The organism is Flavobacterium sp. T50_26 (assembly GCF_057652995.1).
On record NZ_JBYFCC010000019.1, the window covers coordinates 53,199 to 69,794 of the forward strand.

The window sequence follows — 16,596 nt, forward strand, 5'->3', positions numbered from 1 at the left end:
TCTTACAAATCATCAAAACGACTTTATTCACTGATTTTTGTTTAGAAGCACAATCTCCTAGCCCCGATTGAAGCGGAAAGCCTTTTGGGAGGAAAACCTATTTTTTCTTGGTTTGGCAGGGCGACCAACGGAAGCCCCTGCCGGACCTTAGAAAAAAAGGTTTTTGAGCAAAAGCTTGTAGCGGAAAGCGGGAATAGCTTCTTGAAAATAAAAAAGAAAATAGTTTCTGAAATTGGTTTGAATTTGCTATTTTTGTGGCACTTTTTAACAGACAAACGTTATACTACTATGAACATACACGAATATCAAGGTAAAGAAATTTTGGCCAGTTATGGCGTTCGAATTCAACGTGGAATTGTGGCTAACAATCCGGTTGAGGCCGTGGCTGCCGCTAAACAATTAACTGCTGAAACCGGTACGGGATGGCACGTTATTAAAGCTCAGGTTCACGCTGGTGGAAGAGGAAAAGGTGGCGGAGTGAAGTTGGCTAAAAACTTGCAACAAGTAGAGGAAATTGCAGAGCAAATTATTGGTATGCAATTGATTACACCTCAAACTTCGGCTGAGGGAAAGAAAGTACACAAGGTGTTGATTGCCGAGGATGTTTATTATCCGGGAGAGAGTGAAACTTCGGAGTTTTATATGTCGGTTTTGTTGAATCGTGCGACGGGAAGAAATATGATTATGTATTCTACCGAAGGCGGAATGGATATTGAAGAAGTGGCGGAGCACACTCCACACTTAATTTTTACTGAAGAAATTGATCCGGCTGTTGGTTTGCAAGGTTTTCAAGCGAGAAGAATTGCCTTTAATTTAGGTCTTTCGGGAAATGCTTTTAAGGAAATGGTGAAATTTGTAGATAGTTTATATAACGCGTACATTGGTTGTGATGCGTCGATGTTTGAAATCAATCCGGTTTTGAAAACGTCTGACAACAAAATTATGGCGGTGGATGCGAAAGTGAATATTGATGATAATGCGTTGTACAGACAAGCCAAAATTGCTGATATGCGTGATATTCGTGAAGAAAATCCGATTGAAGTAGAAGCAAAAGAAGTTGGTTTGAACTATGTTGACCTTGACGGAACCGTAGGTTGTATGGTGAACGGAGCAGGATTAGCAATGGCAACAATGGATTTGATTAAGTATGCCGGTTTTGAGCCTGCTAACTTTTTGGACGTGGGCGGAACTGCGGATGCAAAACGTGTGGAAACTGCGTTTAGAATCATTTTGAAAGACCCGAACGTGGAAGCGATTTTGATTAATATCTTTGGTGGTATTGTTCGTTGTGACCGTGTGGCTCAAGGTGTTGTGGATGCGTATAAAAATATGGGTGACGCAATTAAAGTGCCAATCATCGTACGTTTACAAGGTACAAACGCTGAGATTGCAAAAGAATTGATTGATAATTCAGGTATGCCAATTTTATCGGCAGTACAGTTTCAAGAAGCAGCAGATCAAGTGAAAGCGGCTTTGACGAAATAATAGTTTTAGAATATAATAGTGTGAAAAAGCTGCCGAGAGGTGGCTTTTTTTTTGGTTATAAAACACAAAAAAAAACCACACTTTTTCAAGCGTGGCCTTTAATCAACAACTAAACTAAAAATTTTTAGAAACAATAACTGTTTTCAGTTACTAATTTCGTGGTAATTGTTTCTCTTAAACCAACAATGTTTGGCATATTGGTATATTTTGTAAAGCGACGTAAGCCCATCAACATCATGCGTTGTTCATCACCTTCGGCAAATGAAATGATGCTTTCTTTTCCTTTTTGCGAAACCACATCAACGGCTTTGTATAAGTATAATTTGGCCATTGCAATTTGTTCTTTCGCTTTGTCTTCGCCTACTTTTTTGGCTAGTTTTTCGGTACGTAAAACAGTACTTTCAGCAACATATATTTCGATTAACATATCGGCTGCAGCCATCAATAATTGTTGGTGAGCATCCAAGTCCATTCCGTATTTTTGAACGGCAGCTCCGGCGACCATTAAGAAGGCTTTTTTCAATTTGCCAACCATTTCTTTTTCTTCTGCAAATAATTCAGAATAATCCGGCGTATCAAACGATGGAATTCCCATTAATTCTTCTTGTACTTTCATAGCTGGACCTAATAAATCTACATGACCTTTCATGGCTTTTTTGATTAGCATTCCAACCGAAAGCATACGGTTAATTTCGTTTGTACCTTCGTAAATTCTAGCAATTCGAGCATCTCTCCATGCACTTTCCATCGGAGTATCTTCAGAGAATCCCATTCCGCCATAAATTTGAATTCCCTCATCGGCACAATTTTGAACATCTTCTGAAACCGCAACTTTTAATATGGAACATTCGATAGCGAATTCTTCTACACCTTTTAATTCTGCTTCTTGATGCGTTGCACCTTCCGCTTCACGAATTTTAATTCTGTTTTCGATGTCTTTTGCAGCTCGATAAGTAGCACTTTCGCCTGCATAGGCAGATGTTGCCATTTCAGCTAATTTATAACGAATAGCTCCAAATTGAGCGATTGGTGTATTGAACTGAATTCTTTCATTGGCATAATTGATTGCATTAGAAGTCACACGACGTTGAGCATCCAAACAAGCGGCTGCCAATTTGATTCGACCCACGTTCAAAGCATTCATTGCAATTTTGAATCCTTCACCACGAGCAGCTAACATATTTTCAACGGGAACTTTGGTGTCAGAAAAGAAAACTTGACGAGTAGAGGAGGCACGAATACCTAATTTATGTTCTTCTTCGTTCATCGTGATTCCGTTGGACGGATCATTTTCTACAATAAAACCGGTAATATTTTTATCATCCTCAATACGAGCAAAAACAATGAATACTGAACAAAATCCGGCATTGGAAATCCACATTTTTTGTCCGGTAATATTGTAATGCGTTCCGTCTGCTGACAAAACGGCTTTTGTTTTCCCGGAATTGGCATCAGAACCTGCACCTGGTTCAGTTAAACAATAGGCTCCAAACCATTCACCTGATGCTAATTTTGGTACGTATTTTTTCTTTTGTTCTTCTGTTCCATACAAAGTAATTGGCATCGTTCCAATTCCGGTGTGAGCACCAAAAGCGGTTGAAAATGAACCGGTTGCACCCGAAATGTAATCGCATACCAAACACGTATCAACAAATCCCATTCCCATTCCGCCGTAAGCTTCAGGAACTGCAACACTTAAAAAGCCCATTTCTCCGGCTTTTCGCATTACTTCTTCGGTAAATGCATAATCTTTCTTTTCAAATCGGTCTTTATTTGGCCAAATTTCTTTGTCTACAAATTCTTTTACCGAATCACGCATCATAATTTGCTCTTCTGAGAAATCTTCGGGTGTGAATACGTTTTCACATTTGGTTTCTTTTACCAAAAACTGACCACCTCTTGTTATGTCTTCCATTATTCTTTATTATTTTTTGATAGTTATTTTATCAATTATTTATTTATGATTTTGTCATTTCGACGAAGGAGAAATCTCATCACGTTATTCCTCAGTTATTATGAGATTCCTCCTTCGTCGGAATGACAAAAAACGGAAACTGTCTTAATTAAAGCAATTCAAAAATTCCCGCACTTCCTTGCCCAGTACCCACACACATACTCACAATTCCGTATTTACTTCCTCTTAATCTCATCTCATCAAACAATTGAACAGATAATTTTGCTCCTGTACAACCCAGTGGATGACCCAATGCAATCGCACCTCCGTTTACATTCACGATGTCAGGATTTAATCCTAATTCACGAACTACTGCTAATGATTGTGATGCAAACGCTTCATTTAATTCGATTAATTCGATGTCATTTAATGTCAAACCTGCTTGTTTTAATGCTTTCGGAATGGCTTTTACCGGACCGATTCCCATAATTCTTGGTTCAACACCGGCTGATGCAAAATTGACTAATCTTGCGATTGGTTTTATACCTAGTTCGTTTACTAATTCTTCACTCATGATTAAAACAAAAGCGGCTCCATCACTCATTTGTGATGAGTTTCCGGCAGTTACAGAACCATCTGCAGCAAATACAGGTTTTAATTTTGATAAGGCTGATACGTTTGTATCTGCTCTGGGACCTTCGTCTTTTTTTACGACGTAGGATTTTGTTTCTTTTTTACCATTTTCGTTGATGAATGTTTGTTCAACCGTGATTGGTACGATTTGTTTGTCAAATTTTCCTTCTGCTTGAGCTTTTAAAGCTTTTTGGTGGGAATGAAAAGCAAATTCGTCTTGATCTTCACGAGATACGTTGAATTGTTTTGCAACGGCTTCGGCGGTTAGACCCATTCCCCAATAATAATCTTCATTACCAGATGCGGCAACGGCATAATCGGGGGTTGGTTTATAGCCTCCCATCGGAATAAAACTCATACTTTCGGCACCACCTGCGATGATACAATCGGCCATTCCGGATTGAATTTTGGCTGTAGCCATTCCGATAGTTTCTAAACCGGAAGCACAATAACGATTCACGGTTACACCCGGAACATCGGTTACCTTCAATCCCATTAAGGAAATTAAGCGACCTACGTTGAGACCTTGTTCGGCTTCGGGCATAGCGTTTCCAACCATAACATCGTCGATTCGTTTTTTGTCGAAGTCGGGAAATTGAGCCATTAAATGTTCAATTGTTTCGGCTGCTAATTCGTCTGGACGTTTGAAACGGAAAACCCCTTTAGGTGCTTTACCAACTGCAGTACGAAATCCTGATACTATATATGCTGTTTTCATTTTTTTTTTGTATTAAGATTGGAGTATTAAGTATTAAGACAGTAGTATTAAGTATCAAGACTAAAGTATTAAGACATTCCTCCTAATTAATTATGTTGTTTTTAATGTTTTTTGAAAGGAAAAGTTCATATTTGAAACTTCAACTAACTTACTTATTATCGGTTGTACTATTTCTTCTTTTATAAGTTTTAGTCTTTTAGCGAGGATCAATTGCGTTATTAATTCGAATGTTGAGCCATTTGCTATACCTAAAAATTGAATAAATTCTTTATTATGATTTCTTCCTGAACCTTCTGCAATGTTTGAAGGTATAGAAACTGCACATTTTTTAATTTGGTGTATTAAATTAAATTTTTCATCATTGGGAAGTAATAAGGAAATTTCATAAACTTCAACAGCAATATCCATTGCTTTTTGCCAGATTTTCAGTTTTTCAAAATTATGCATATATTATTCTTTATGGGTCTTAATACTTAATACTTCCGTCTTAATACTAATTTCTCAAAGGCTTTCCTTTTGTCAACATAAATTGAATTCTCTCCAAAGTCTTTCTCTCGGTACACAAACTCAAAAAAGCTTCTCTTTCTAAATCCAACAAATACTGCTCACTCACCAATGTAGGTTCTGATAAATCGCCACCTGCCATGACATACGCTAATTTATTGGCAATTTTTCTGTCGTGTTCTGAAATGTATTTTCCGGCTTGCATTTGATCTGTTCCTACTAAGAACATTCCTAAAGCTTGCTTTCCTAACACTTTAATGTCTTTGCGTTGAACCGGTTGTGTGTAACCTTGTTCTGCCATTTGTAACGCGACTTGTTTCGCCACAGCAATTTGACGATCACGATTCACAACAACAATATCTTTACCTTGTTGAAGAATACCTAAATCAAAGGCTTCGTAAGCAGAAGTTGCTACTTTAGCCATACCGATGGTTAAGAAATATTCTTGTAAAACATTTAATTCCACATCATTTTTACGGAATAAATCAGAGGCACGAACGGTCATTTCTTTTGAACCGCCGCCGCCGGGAATTACACCAACACCAAATTCAACTAAACCAATGTACGTTTCTGCAGCAGCCACTACGCGGTCGGCATGCATAGTCATTTCGCAACCACCACCTAACGTCATACCATGTGGAGCAACAATAACCGGAATAGAGGAGTAGCGGCAACGCATCATCGTATCTTGGAACATTTTGATGGCCATATTCAATTCGTCATATTCTTGTTCAACTGCCATCATAAAAATCATACCGATGTTGGCACCGACAGAGAAATTAGTTCCTTGGTTTCCAATAACTAATCCGTTGTATTCTTTTTCGGCTAAATCGATGGCTTTGTTGATGCCTTGTAAAACTCCACCACCAATTGTATTCATTTTGGAATGGAATTCTAAATTCAAAATACCATCACCTAAATGATGAATTGTGGCATCGGAATTACCCCAAACTTTATGACTTTCTCGGATATTGTTTAAGATGATAAACGCATCTTGACCAGGAATTTTTTCTTGTGATTTGGTTGGAATATTGTAAAAATAAGTTGCTCCATTTTTAACCGTGTAAAAAGAAGCATTCTCGGAAGTAACCATTTCAGTCACCCAAGCTGCCGGCTGATAACCTTCGGCACGCATCATTTCAATTCCTTTGGCTACACCGATGCTGTCCCAAATTTCGAATGGACCATTTTCCCAACCGAAACCGGCTTTCATCGCATCATCAATTTTATATAATTCGTCTGAGATTTCAGGAATTCTGTTGGAACAATACGCAAACATAGCCGCAAAATTCTTTCTGTAAAAATCACCGGCTTTGTCTTTTCCTTTTACCAAAACACGAAAACGATCAATTGGTTTATCAATCGTTTTGGTTAATTCTAACGTAGCGAATGATGCTTTTTTAGCAGCTCTATATTCTAAAGTATCTAGATCTAATGATAAAATTTCTTTTCCTTCTTTTTTGTAAAATCCTTGTCCGGTTTTGCTTCCCAGCCATTTGTTTTCCATCATTTTGTCAATGAAAGAGGGTAGTTTGAATAAGTCATGAGCTTCGTCATTCGGACAGTTTTGGTGAATTCCGTTAGCCACGTGAACTAAGGTATCCAATCCAACCACATCAACGGTTCTAAACGTAGCCGATTTAGGTCGACCAATTACAGGACCAGTTAATTTATCCACTTCTTCGATGGTTAGCCCCATTTCTTTCACTTGGTGAAACAAACTCATGATACCGAAAATTCCAATTCGATTACCAATGAATGCCGGAGTATCTTTGGCTACGACCGAAGTTTTTCCTAAAAATTGTGAACCGTAATTGGTTAAGAAATCTAAAACAGTTTGACTTGTTTTTGGGCCCGGAATGATTTCAAACAACTTTAAATAACGAGCAGGATTGAAGAAGTGCGTTCCGCAAAAATGCTGTTGAAAATCTTCAGTTCTACCTTCACTCATAAATTGAATCGGAATTCCGGATGTGTTTGAAGTGACTAATGTTCCCACTTTTCTATATTTATCAACTTGCTCGAAAACGAGTTTTTTGATATCTAATCTTTCAACAACCACTTCGATGATCCAATCTACCGAAGCGATTTTCGGCATATCATCTGTTGTATTTCCGGTTGTAATTCGGTTTGCAAATTTCTGACTGTAAATAGGAGAGGGGTTCGATTTTAAAGCATTTGTCAAACTTTCATTCACAATACGATTGCGAACTGCTTTGCTTTCTAAAGTAAGACCTTTCTTTTCTTCAGCTTCGGTTAAAGCATTTGGAATGATGTCCAACAAAAGTACTTCGACACCGATGTTTGCAAAATGACAAGCGATACCGGAGCCCATAATTCCGGATCCGATGACAGCCACTTTTTTAATTGTTCTTTTCATTTTTTATTTCTTATTGCGGTTTCGGGTTACGGGTTACGAGTTACGAGTTTCCGCTGGTTCTATTTGATAATTCTTTTAAAACAGTTTTGAAATTAGAAAAATCTAAACCCCACTGTCTTTTTTCTTTTCTCTTTCTTCTATTTTCTTTTTAAAAAATCTTCTTCTCATTAATCAATTCCGTAATCACATCAGCGACTTCGATAAAATTTTGCAATTTTTCGTCGGATACGTTTTGACGAATGACTTCATTAAATTTCAAAACTGTATTTCTGGATAATTCTCTTTTTTCTTTTCCTAAGTCGGTAAGGTAGATTAAAACACCTCGACCGTCATCGGGATTTTTTTTGCGAATGATTAAGCCTTTTTCTTCTAAGGTTTTCAAGGTTCTGGTTAGGCTTGTTGCTTCCATTCCCATTCGGTTGCTGATGTAGGAGGATGGCGTTCCTTCTTCTTTATCGATGCTAAGCAATGCAAACCCGATAGCCATTGAGCCATCAAATTTAGAAGCTTCTTCGTTGTACATTCTGGCAACGGATTGCCATGTGGCTCGAAGAATATAATCTATTGTTTTATCTTTCATATTTTACGCAAACGATTTCAAAGATAATAAAAATTTATTATGCACGCATAGTAAATTTAAAATTTTAACATTTTTTAATTTGGTTGGGATAATTCTATTATTACAAACTATTCAAAAGAAAAAGACGGATTTAACTCCGTCTTTACATAGTTTTTGTTAATAAATTGAATTATTTATTCAATGTAAATTCAGCAGAAATAGCTGTATTCAATAGTTTTGAAATTGGGCAATTGTTTTCTGCATCTTTCACTAAATCGGCAAATTTGTCTTCAGAAATTCCGTCAACCGTAGCAGTAAGTATAAGATGTGATTTAGTAATTGCTCCATCTTCAAACGTAATTTGGCATTTTGTTTCTAATTCAGTTGGTACAAAACCAGCTTCTCCTAAATTGAAACTAAGTTTCATCGTAAAGCAACCTGCGTGAGCAGCGGCGATTAATTCTTCGGGATTGGTTCCGATTCCTTCTTCAAAACGAGAGCCAAATGAATATTGTGTTTTATTTAAAACGGTACTTTGCGTGGTTAAATTTCCTTTTCCTTCTTTTCCTGAACCGTTCCAAACGGCTGTTGCATGTCTTTTCATAATTATTATTTTAAGTTTTGTCTAAATTACAAAATCTAGGTCAGTTGGCTTGTTATTATTGTGTTAAGTGTTTTTTAAAAAATAAAAAAGCTCTCGGATTGGAGAGCTTTTGAATTATGAATTATAAATTTTTTCGTAAAGATGTTTGTATTTTTCTTTAACAATTTTACGTTTTAATTTCATAGTTGGTGTTAAATGTCCACCTTCTATAGACCAAACATCCGGAGTTAATTCGAAACGTTTGATTTTTTCCCAATTACCGAATTTTTCATTGGCATGATCAACTTCTTCTTGAAAACGTTCAATAACTTTTGGGTTATTTACTAATTCTTCGTTTGAATCGGAAACAGTTACCTGATGTCTTTTTGCCCATTCGCGAACAAAATCAAAATTTGGTTGAATAAAAGCTCCCGGCATTTTTTCACCATCGCCAATCACCATAACTTGTTCAATGAAGAAAGATTGTTTTAATCGGTTTTCAATTAATTGTGGAGCAATATATTTTCCGCCGGACGTTTTAAACATTTCTTTTTTGCGGTCGGTAATGCGAAGAAACCCATCATTATCAAACTCACCAATATCACCAGTGTGAAAATAGCCGTCTTTAATTACTTCATTTGTAAGCGTTTCGTCTTTGTAGTATCCCATCATGACATTAGGACCTTTGCAAAGTAGTTCTCCGTCTTCAGCAATTTTTACTTCTACATTTTTAATTAATTTTCCAACTGTTCCAATACGAAATAAACCGTTTCGCATATCGTTTACAGAAATTACAGGAGAAGTTTCGGTTAAACCATATCCTTCCATAACCGGAATTCCTGCAGCTGCAAAAACTCTTGTTAATCGAGGCTGTAAAGCGGCACTTCCTGAAACCATCACATCTAAATTTCCGCCTAAAGCTTCTTTCCATTTACTGAAAATAAGTTTGCGAGCAATGCCAAGTTGTTTTTCATAAAACCAGCCATTTTGACCATACGGTTTGTAGCGTAAACCAAGACCAATTGCCCAAAAGAAAAGCGTTTTTTTGATTCCGTTTAAATCGGCTCCTTTAGCATAAATTTTATCATATACTTTTTCCAACAAACGAGGAACAACCGTCATCACATTAGGATGAACTTCCTTTAAATTATCGGTCAATTTTTCGATACTTTCAGCAAAATAAATCGAAACCGAATAATATTGATAAATGTATAAAATCAAACGTTCAAAAATATGGCAAACAGGTAGAAAACTTAAAGCACGACTCGTTCCTTCTGCAAACGGAATTCTCGGAGCACTATCCAACACATTGGAAACAATATTATTGTGCGAAAGCATAACTCCTTTTGGTCTTCCTGTGGTTCCCGAAGTGTAAATAATTGTAGCTAATTCTTCCGGTTTTACATTGTTTTTTCGGTCTTCAACCACATCTTGATTGGAAGTGTCTGAATCTAATTCTAATAATTCTTTCCAGTTTTTGCAACCTTTAATTTCATCAAAAGAATAGACATCTTTTAAAGTAGGAACATTATTTTTTATAGCTATTAATTTATCATAAACCACTTGATCAGAAACAATGCAATAATTTGATTCAGAATGATTTAGGATGTATTCGTAATCTTCTGCAGCGATGGTTGGATAAATTGGTACTGTTTGAGCTCCCACTTGAAGCGATCCAATATCCATAATATTCCATTCTGTTCGATTGGTGGATGAAATAATCGCAATTTTATCATTTTTTTGAACTCCTAAACGAACAAATGCTCTAGAAACTGCATTGGCTTTGTCAATATATTCTTGTGTAGAAGTTTTTATCCACTCGCCATTGTATTTGGTAACCAAGCAATCGGCCACATTATTTTTGGCAAGTTGATAATACGGAAAATCAAAAAGTCGGGTTATTTGAATCATCTTTAATGGATTTTGATGCAAATTAGAGAAAAAACAATCATTTTCAAATCATTTTAATAAAAAAAGGAGTTGAAAATTGTCAACTCCTTGATTTTTATGAAATAAACGAAGTGTTGAGTTATAGTTTTTTCAGGAATTTAATTGTTTTCACTGTTTTATTGTTCCTGATTTTGTATGTTCTAGTTTTGTATAAATTTTCAGCAACGATTAAATGTGCTAATGCATCTTTAGATAATTCAATATTTAATTTTGTTGGTTTAAGAATGCTATCGCTTATCACCTTAAACTGTAAAGGTTTTGTTTTGGGTTGCAAGATAACAATGTCATCCTCAAGTCGAAAAGCAAAATTATCATGAAATTGCATAATACTTCTGCCTTTTGTATTTGGTGTAATTTCAAATAAACTTCTTCCAACCATAGGTGTTTCAACTTTTATTCCGCTATAACTTAATAAGGTTGGAGGAATATCGATTTGACTTGATTGTAAATCAAAAATCTTTCCTTTTGGAACATTTGGTCCAATTATTAAAGCTGGAATTCTAAATTTTTTTATTGGAACTAAATATTTTCCATATGTTCTGGTATTATGATCTGCGATTATTATAAAAATGGTGTTTTTATAATAGTCCTCATTTTTAGCTAATTCAAAAAACTTACCGATGCTAAAATCGGCATATTTTATAGCATTATTAACAGTATTTTTACTTTTGTCGTATTGTTTTATTCTTCCGTCAGGATATTCAAAAGGTTCATGATTTGATGTTGAAAAAAGCAATGAAAAAAATGGTTTTTTATTTAGCGATTTAAAATAGTGATTTGCTTTAACAACCAAATCTTCATCACAATAACCCCAAGTTCCCTTTAGAGCATATTTTTGATTGTCATTGTCAAAATCTGTTTCATCAATTATGTTTTGAAATCCATTTCCGTTAAAAAATGAAGCCATGTTATCAAAATTTGCCATTCCGCCATAGATAAAACTAGTATTATATCCTTCATTTTTATAGACAGAAGCCAGTGTGAAAAAGTTTTCTTGCGAGTTGCTTAATTTCACAACACTTTCTGATGAGGAGGGTAGAAACCCGGAAATCACTGCTTCTATGCCACGAACACTTCTTGTACCGGTACAGTATAAATTGGTAAAAAGTAACCCTTCTTTTGTAAGTTTATCAAATTCCGGTGTTAATGGTAATCCACCCAAAGAGCCTACAAATTCTGCTCCTAAGCTTTCTTCTAAAATAATAACTACGTTAAATTTTTTACCTGAAATACTGTCAGATTTATTAATGTGTAAGAGCGGAATACTATCAAACGTGAATCCATTTTCTTTTGTTGTCATGTATTTTTTAACCCGAGTATTGGCCTCTTGGATATTCATTTTTCCATATAAATCTGAAATATCAGTTTCATTTTTAATTGAATAAATTGCATATCCCAGTGTATATAATGAGTTTAATCCTAACGAATTAGTCATTTGATCTGTCGAAAAAATTGCGTTACTTGCATTAATAGGTCGTTTTGAAGTTAAGCTTGACCGAGCTCCAAAAATCAATAGAAATAAAAAAATGGGCATTAAGAGCAATCTTATTTTGAAAGGACTTGGTTTTAAAATAAAAAGCTGTTTACTTTTTCTGATGCCAAAGTAAACACTTATTGTCAATATAATTATTGTGATGATAATTGATGGTAAATAGCTTTTCAAAAGCGTTCCAATTACTTCTTTGGGATAAATTAGATAATCAATATAAATTCTATTGGGTCTAGTATCATATTGATTTATAAAATTAGCAGATGTTATTTCTGTCAATAAAATAAGAAGCAAGAAAAATAGAAAATAAAAGGAGATTGGTTTTTGAACATATTTCATCAATTTATCTGGAATAAATGTTAATATCACAAAAGGCAAAAATGAAATATAGCTCAAAAGAATGATGTCAAATCGTAAACCTATTGGAAAAATAGTCCAATAATTTTCGGTTTCTATTACTCTATCGATGAAATAAATGAATAAAAAAAATCTGCTTAGCGAAGTAATTAAAATCCCTAAGCAGAAAAATATAATAATAGGTTTTAAATAGGATAAATTTTTCATTTTATGTTTTTACAAAAGTCAAATCTACTTTCGTAAAAACACAAATTGATTAATTTTACCTTAATGGTTTCTTAATGTTTGCTTAACCAATTTTTTGCATTCACAAACGCTTCTAACCAAGGCGAAACTTCATCATTTCTGTCTTTTGGATAATGAGCCCAATTCCAAGGAAAAGTTGAACGTTCAATGTGTGGCATCATCACCAAATGACGACCGGTTTTGTCGCACATCATCGCTGTGTTGAAATCGGAACCATTCGGGTTGGCAGGATAATTTTCGTAACCGTATTTGGCTACAATTTGATATTGACTTTCTTCATAAGGTAATTTGAATTTTCCTTCGCCGTGTGAAACCCAAACGCCTAACGTAGTTCCGGCTAATGATTTTAACATAACCGAATTGTTTTCCTGCACTTTCACAGATGTAAAAATACTTTCGTGTTTCTGGCTGTCGTTATGATGCATTTTTCCGTGAATTTCGTGTTCAGGATTGATGACTTCTAATTCCATAAACAACTGACAACCATTGCAAATTCCGACCGACAACGTATCTTCTCGTTTGAAGAAATTATCTAACGCTGTTTTTGCTTTTTCGTTGTATAAAAAGGCTCCGGCCCAACCTTTGGCAGAACCCAACACATCTGAATTTGAAAATCCGCCCACAGCACCAATAAACTGAATGTTTTCCAACGTTTCTCGACCTGAAATTAAGTCGGTCATATGCACATCTTTTACATCAAATCCGGCTAAATACATTGCGTTTGCCATTTCGCGTTCAGAATTACTTCCTTTTTCACGAATGATAGCTGCTTTTGGTCTTGGTTTTGAAAAATCAACTTCCGGTTTTTTTCCATTAAAATGAGATGGAAATTGATACTGCAACGGTTGTACTTTATAATTGATAAATCGTGCCGTTGCATTTCCGTTTTTGGTTTGTTTTTGATCTAATAAATAGGAAGTTTTAAACCAAATATCTCTCAATTTTGAAATGTCTAACGAATAATTTCCAATTTCTAAAACATTCGATTCTGTGACATTTCCTAATTTATGAAAAGCGATATTTTCTTCTTTCAAGAATGATTCAAACACGTTATCATCATTCGCCTGAAGCACAATTCCGATGTTTTCTGAGAATAAAATTTTCAATACATCTTTTTCTTCAAATGATGAAAAATCGAGTTTCGCACCCAAATTGTTATCAGCGAAACACATTTCCAATAAAGAGGTAATCAATCCACCGCTTCCAATATCGTGACCGGCAGCAATTTCATCGTTTTTGATTAATTCCTGAATGACATTGAACGCTTTTTTAAAGAAAGCTGCATTTTTGATGTTTGGTGTTTCTTTACCAATTGCATTTCTCACTTGAGCAAATGAAGAACCTCCTAATTTAAATTCGTCTTGTGACAAATTGATATAGTAAATAGAACCGGCAGTCTTTTGAAAAACAGGTTCAACTACTTTCGTAATATCATTGCAATTTCCGGCAGCAGAAATAATCACCGTTCCCGGAGCAATTACTTCGGCATCGGAATATTTCTGCTTCATTGAAAGTGAATCTTTTCCGGTTGGAATATTGATTCCTAATTCGATAGCAAATTCCGAACAAGACTCAACTGCTTCATATAAACGAGCATCTTCGCCTTCATTTTTACAAGCCCACATCCAATTGGCAGAAAGCGAAACACTTTTTAAACCATCTTTTAACGGTGCAAAAACGATGTTTGATAAAGCTTCTCCAATAGCATTTCTACTTCCTGCTTTCGGATCGATTAAGGCAGAAACAGGTGAATGACCGATTGAAGTGGCAATTCCTTCTTTTCCTTTGTAATCCAACGCCATCACGCCCACATTATTCAAAGGCAATTGTAATGGTCCGGCACATTGTTGTTTAGCTACTTTTCCACCTACGCAACGATCGACTTTGTTGGTTAACCAATCTTTGCAGGCAACAGCTTCTAGCTGTAAAACTTGTTCTAAATAGGTTTCAAAATCGGCTTCTTTATAATTAATTTCGGTAAAATTTCGTTCTATCGAAACATCATTCATTATCACTTTTGGAGAACTTCCGAACATATCGGCCAATTCAAAATCCATTGGTTTTGCTCCGGTTGTTTTCGATTCAAATGTAAATCGATGATTTCCGGTTACATCACCCACTTGATACATTGGCGAACGTTCTCTGTCGGCAATGCGTTTCAACGTATCCATATCTTTTTGACCGATGACTAAGCCCATTCGTTCCTGACTTTCGTTGCCAATTATTTCTTTGGCAGATAGAGTAGGGTCGCCCACAGGTAATTTATCCAAATCGATTAATCCACCGGTTGCTTCCACTAATTCGGATAAACAGTTTAAGTGTCCGCCTGCACCGTGATCGTGAATGGAAACAATCGGATTTTCATCACTTTCCACCAAACCACGAATGGCATTGGCAGCTCTTTTTTGCATTTCAGGATTGGAACGTTGGATGGCGTTTAATTCGATTCCGGAACCGAAAGCTCCTGTATCTGCTGAGGAAACGGCAGCTCCACCCATTCCGATTCGGTAATTTTCACCGCCTAAAATCACAATTTTATCGCCAATTTTTGGCTCTTGTTTTTGAGCTTGGTCGGCTTTTCCGTAACCAATTCCACCCGCCAACATAATCACTTTATCAAAACCTAATTTGCGGGCATCTTCTTCGTGTTCAAAAGTCAAAACCGAACCGGTAATTAACGGTTGACCAAATTTATTACCAAAATCAGAAGCACCGTTTGAAGCTTTGATTAAGATGTCCATCGGCGTTTGATACAGCCATTTTCGTTCTTCCATCGCATTTTCCCAAGGACGATTTTCTTCCAAACGAGAGTAAGAAGTCATATAAACCGCTGTTCCTGCTAATGGTAATGAACCTTGTCCACCGGCAAGTCTGTCTCTAATTTCTCCACCCGAACCGGTTGCGGCTCCATTAAATGGTTCAACCGTAGTTGGGAAATTATGTGTTTCTGCTTTTATAGAAATAACTGAATCGAACTCTTTCGTTTGATAAAAATCAGGTTTATCGGCACTTTTTGGAGCAAATTGTTCCACTTTCGGACCTTTTATAAAGGCGACATTGTCTTTGTATGCTGAAACAATATCGTTGGGATTTTCGGCAGATGTTTTTTTGATTAATTTGAATAAGGAAGAAGGTTTTTCTTCACCATCAATCACAAATGTTCCGTTGAAAATTTTGTGACGACAATGTTCTGAATTCACTTGAGAAAAACCAAAAACTTCAGAATCCGTTAAATTACGTTTCAGTTTTATGGCTAACGTATTCAAATAATTGACTTCTTCTTCACTTAAAGCCAAACCTTCTTGTTTGTTGTAAGCAGCAATATCTTCAATTTCTTTGATGGATTCAGGTTGAATATTGATAGCAAAAATGTCTTGATGCAATTCAGTATATTTTTGAAATAACATCGGATCAAACTCGGAATGATTGCTTTCTACTTTATGAAATTCTTCGATTCGAATGATGCCTTCGATACCCATATTTTGCGTAATTTCCACAGCATTGGTACTCCACGGCGTAATCATAGCGGCACGAGGTCCAACAAAAAAATCCGTTAAGACGGATTTTTCTATTTTATTTGTATTGCCAAAAAGCCAGTTTAATTTTGCGATGTCCTGAGCCGAAAGTTCGTTTTGCGACTGAACGGCAAAAACGTTAGTACTTTCGTTTCCGAAGAAATGAATCATATAAAAAATATTTGTGTTGTTGTAGGTGCAAATTTACATCGAAAAAAGGTAGTTTCAAAGTATATTTTTTCACTAAGTTGTAAACAAAAAAAGACTGTCGTTTGGAAAGTCA

The 16,596-nt window shown here is 35.8% G+C and carries 10 protein-coding genes; 1 reads left to right on the top strand and 9 read right to left on the bottom strand.

The genetic code is table 11. From position 1 onward, the window contains the following. The first annotated feature begins 288 nt into the window (after positions 1-288). Positions 289-1,485, top strand: a complete 1,197-nt coding sequence (sucC, locus tag AC23MC_RS12035) for an ADP-forming succinate--CoA ligase subunit beta (protein WP_248434538.1) — start codon at positions 289-291, stop codon at positions 1,483-1,485. Positions 1,486-1,609: 124 nt separating this feature from the next. Here the strand turns inward: sucC and AC23MC_RS12040 are convergent, their stop codons facing one another. The 9 genes from AC23MC_RS12040 to purL all read right to left on the bottom strand — a co-directional run bounded on the left by AC23MC_RS12040 (position 1,610) and on the right by purL (position 16,484). Then, on the bottom strand, positions 1,610-3,400 hold the full coding sequence (locus AC23MC_RS12040) for an acyl-CoA dehydrogenase family protein (protein WP_487568601.1): 1,791 nt from the start codon (positions 3,398-3,400) through the stop codon (positions 1,610-1,612). 148 nt (positions 3,401-3,548) lie between these two features. Next, a complete protein-coding gene (locus tag AC23MC_RS12045; protein WP_487568602.1) occupies positions 3,549-4,730 on the bottom strand; it encodes an acetyl-CoA C-acyltransferase in 1,182 nt (393 codons plus the stop codon). A gap of 90 nt (positions 4,731-4,820) precedes the next feature. Next, the gene (locus AC23MC_RS12050) at positions 4,821-5,177 is read right to left on the bottom strand and encodes a four helix bundle protein (protein WP_487568603.1); all 357 of its coding nucleotides are present in this window, start codon (positions 5,175-5,177) and stop codon (positions 4,821-4,823) included. 46 nt (positions 5,178-5,223) lie between these two features. Next, a complete protein-coding gene (locus AC23MC_RS12055; RefSeq protein WP_487568604.1) occupies positions 5,224-7,614 on the bottom strand; it encodes a 3-hydroxyacyl-CoA dehydrogenase/enoyl-CoA hydratase family protein in 2,391 nt (796 codons plus the stop codon). Between the two features lie 148 nt (positions 7,615-7,762). Beyond that, entirely contained in the window at positions 7,763-8,194 is a 432-nt protein-coding gene (locus AC23MC_RS12060; protein WP_188363186.1) for a MarR family winged helix-turn-helix transcriptional regulator, read from the bottom strand. 169 nt (positions 8,195-8,363) lie between these two features. Then, a complete protein-coding gene (locus tag AC23MC_RS12065; RefSeq protein ID WP_487568605.1) occupies positions 8,364-8,777 on the bottom strand; it encodes an OsmC family protein in 414 nt (137 codons plus the stop codon). 114 nt (positions 8,778-8,891) lie between these two features. Beyond that, a complete protein-coding gene (locus AC23MC_RS12070; RefSeq protein ID WP_487568606.1) occupies positions 8,892-10,667 on the bottom strand; it encodes an AMP-dependent synthetase/ligase in 1,776 nt (591 codons plus the stop codon). Between the two features lie 118 nt (positions 10,668-10,785). Further along, on the bottom strand, positions 10,786-12,759 hold the full coding sequence (locus AC23MC_RS12075; protein WP_487568607.1) for an LTA synthase family protein: 1,974 nt from the start codon (positions 12,757-12,759) through the stop codon (positions 10,786-10,788). A 71-nt stretch (positions 12,760-12,830) separates the two neighbouring features. Beyond that, positions 12,831-16,484, bottom strand: coding sequence for a phosphoribosylformylglycinamidine synthase (gene purL / locus AC23MC_RS12080; RefSeq protein WP_487568608.1), 3,654 nt, complete (start codon positions 16,482-16,484; stop codon positions 12,831-12,833). Positions 16,485-16,596: the final 112 nt, after the last annotated feature.

What these genes read in the sequence shown, in the direction of transcription:
- sucC (WP_248434538.1), top strand. Translation starts at nt 289, where the DNA reads ATGAACATACACGAATATCAAGGTAAAGAAATTTTGGCCAGTTATGGC.
- AC23MC_RS12040 (WP_487568601.1), bottom strand. Translation starts at nt 3,400, where the DNA reads ATGGAAGACATAACAAGAGGTGGTCAGTTTTTGGTAAAAGAAACCAAA.
- AC23MC_RS12045 (WP_487568602.1), bottom strand. Translation starts at nt 4,730, where the DNA reads ATGAAAACAGCATATATAGTATCAGGATTTCGTACTGCAGTTGGTAAA.
- AC23MC_RS12050 (WP_487568603.1), bottom strand. Translation starts at nt 5,177, where the DNA reads ATGCATAATTTTGAAAAACTGAAAATCTGGCAAAAAGCAATGGATATT.
- AC23MC_RS12055 (WP_487568604.1), bottom strand. Translation starts at nt 7,614, where the DNA reads ATGAAAAGAACAATTAAAAAAGTGGCTGTCATCGGATCCGGAATTATG.
- AC23MC_RS12060 (WP_188363186.1), bottom strand. Translation starts at nt 8,194, where the DNA reads ATGAAAGATAAAACAATAGATTATATTCTTCGAGCCACATGGCAATCC.
- AC23MC_RS12065 (WP_487568605.1), bottom strand. Translation starts at nt 8,777, where the DNA reads ATGAAAAGACATGCAACAGCCGTTTGGAACGGTTCAGGAAAAGAAGGA.
- AC23MC_RS12070 (WP_487568606.1), bottom strand. Translation starts at nt 10,667, where the DNA reads ATGATTCAAATAACCCGACTTTTTGATTTTCCGTATTATCAACTTGCC.
- AC23MC_RS12075 (WP_487568607.1), bottom strand. Translation starts at nt 12,759, where the DNA reads ATGAAAAATTTATCCTATTTAAAACCTATTATTATATTTTTCTGCTTA.
- purL (WP_487568608.1), bottom strand. Translation starts at nt 16,484, where the DNA reads ATGATTCATTTCTTCGGAAACGAAAGTACTAACGTTTTTGCCGTTCAG.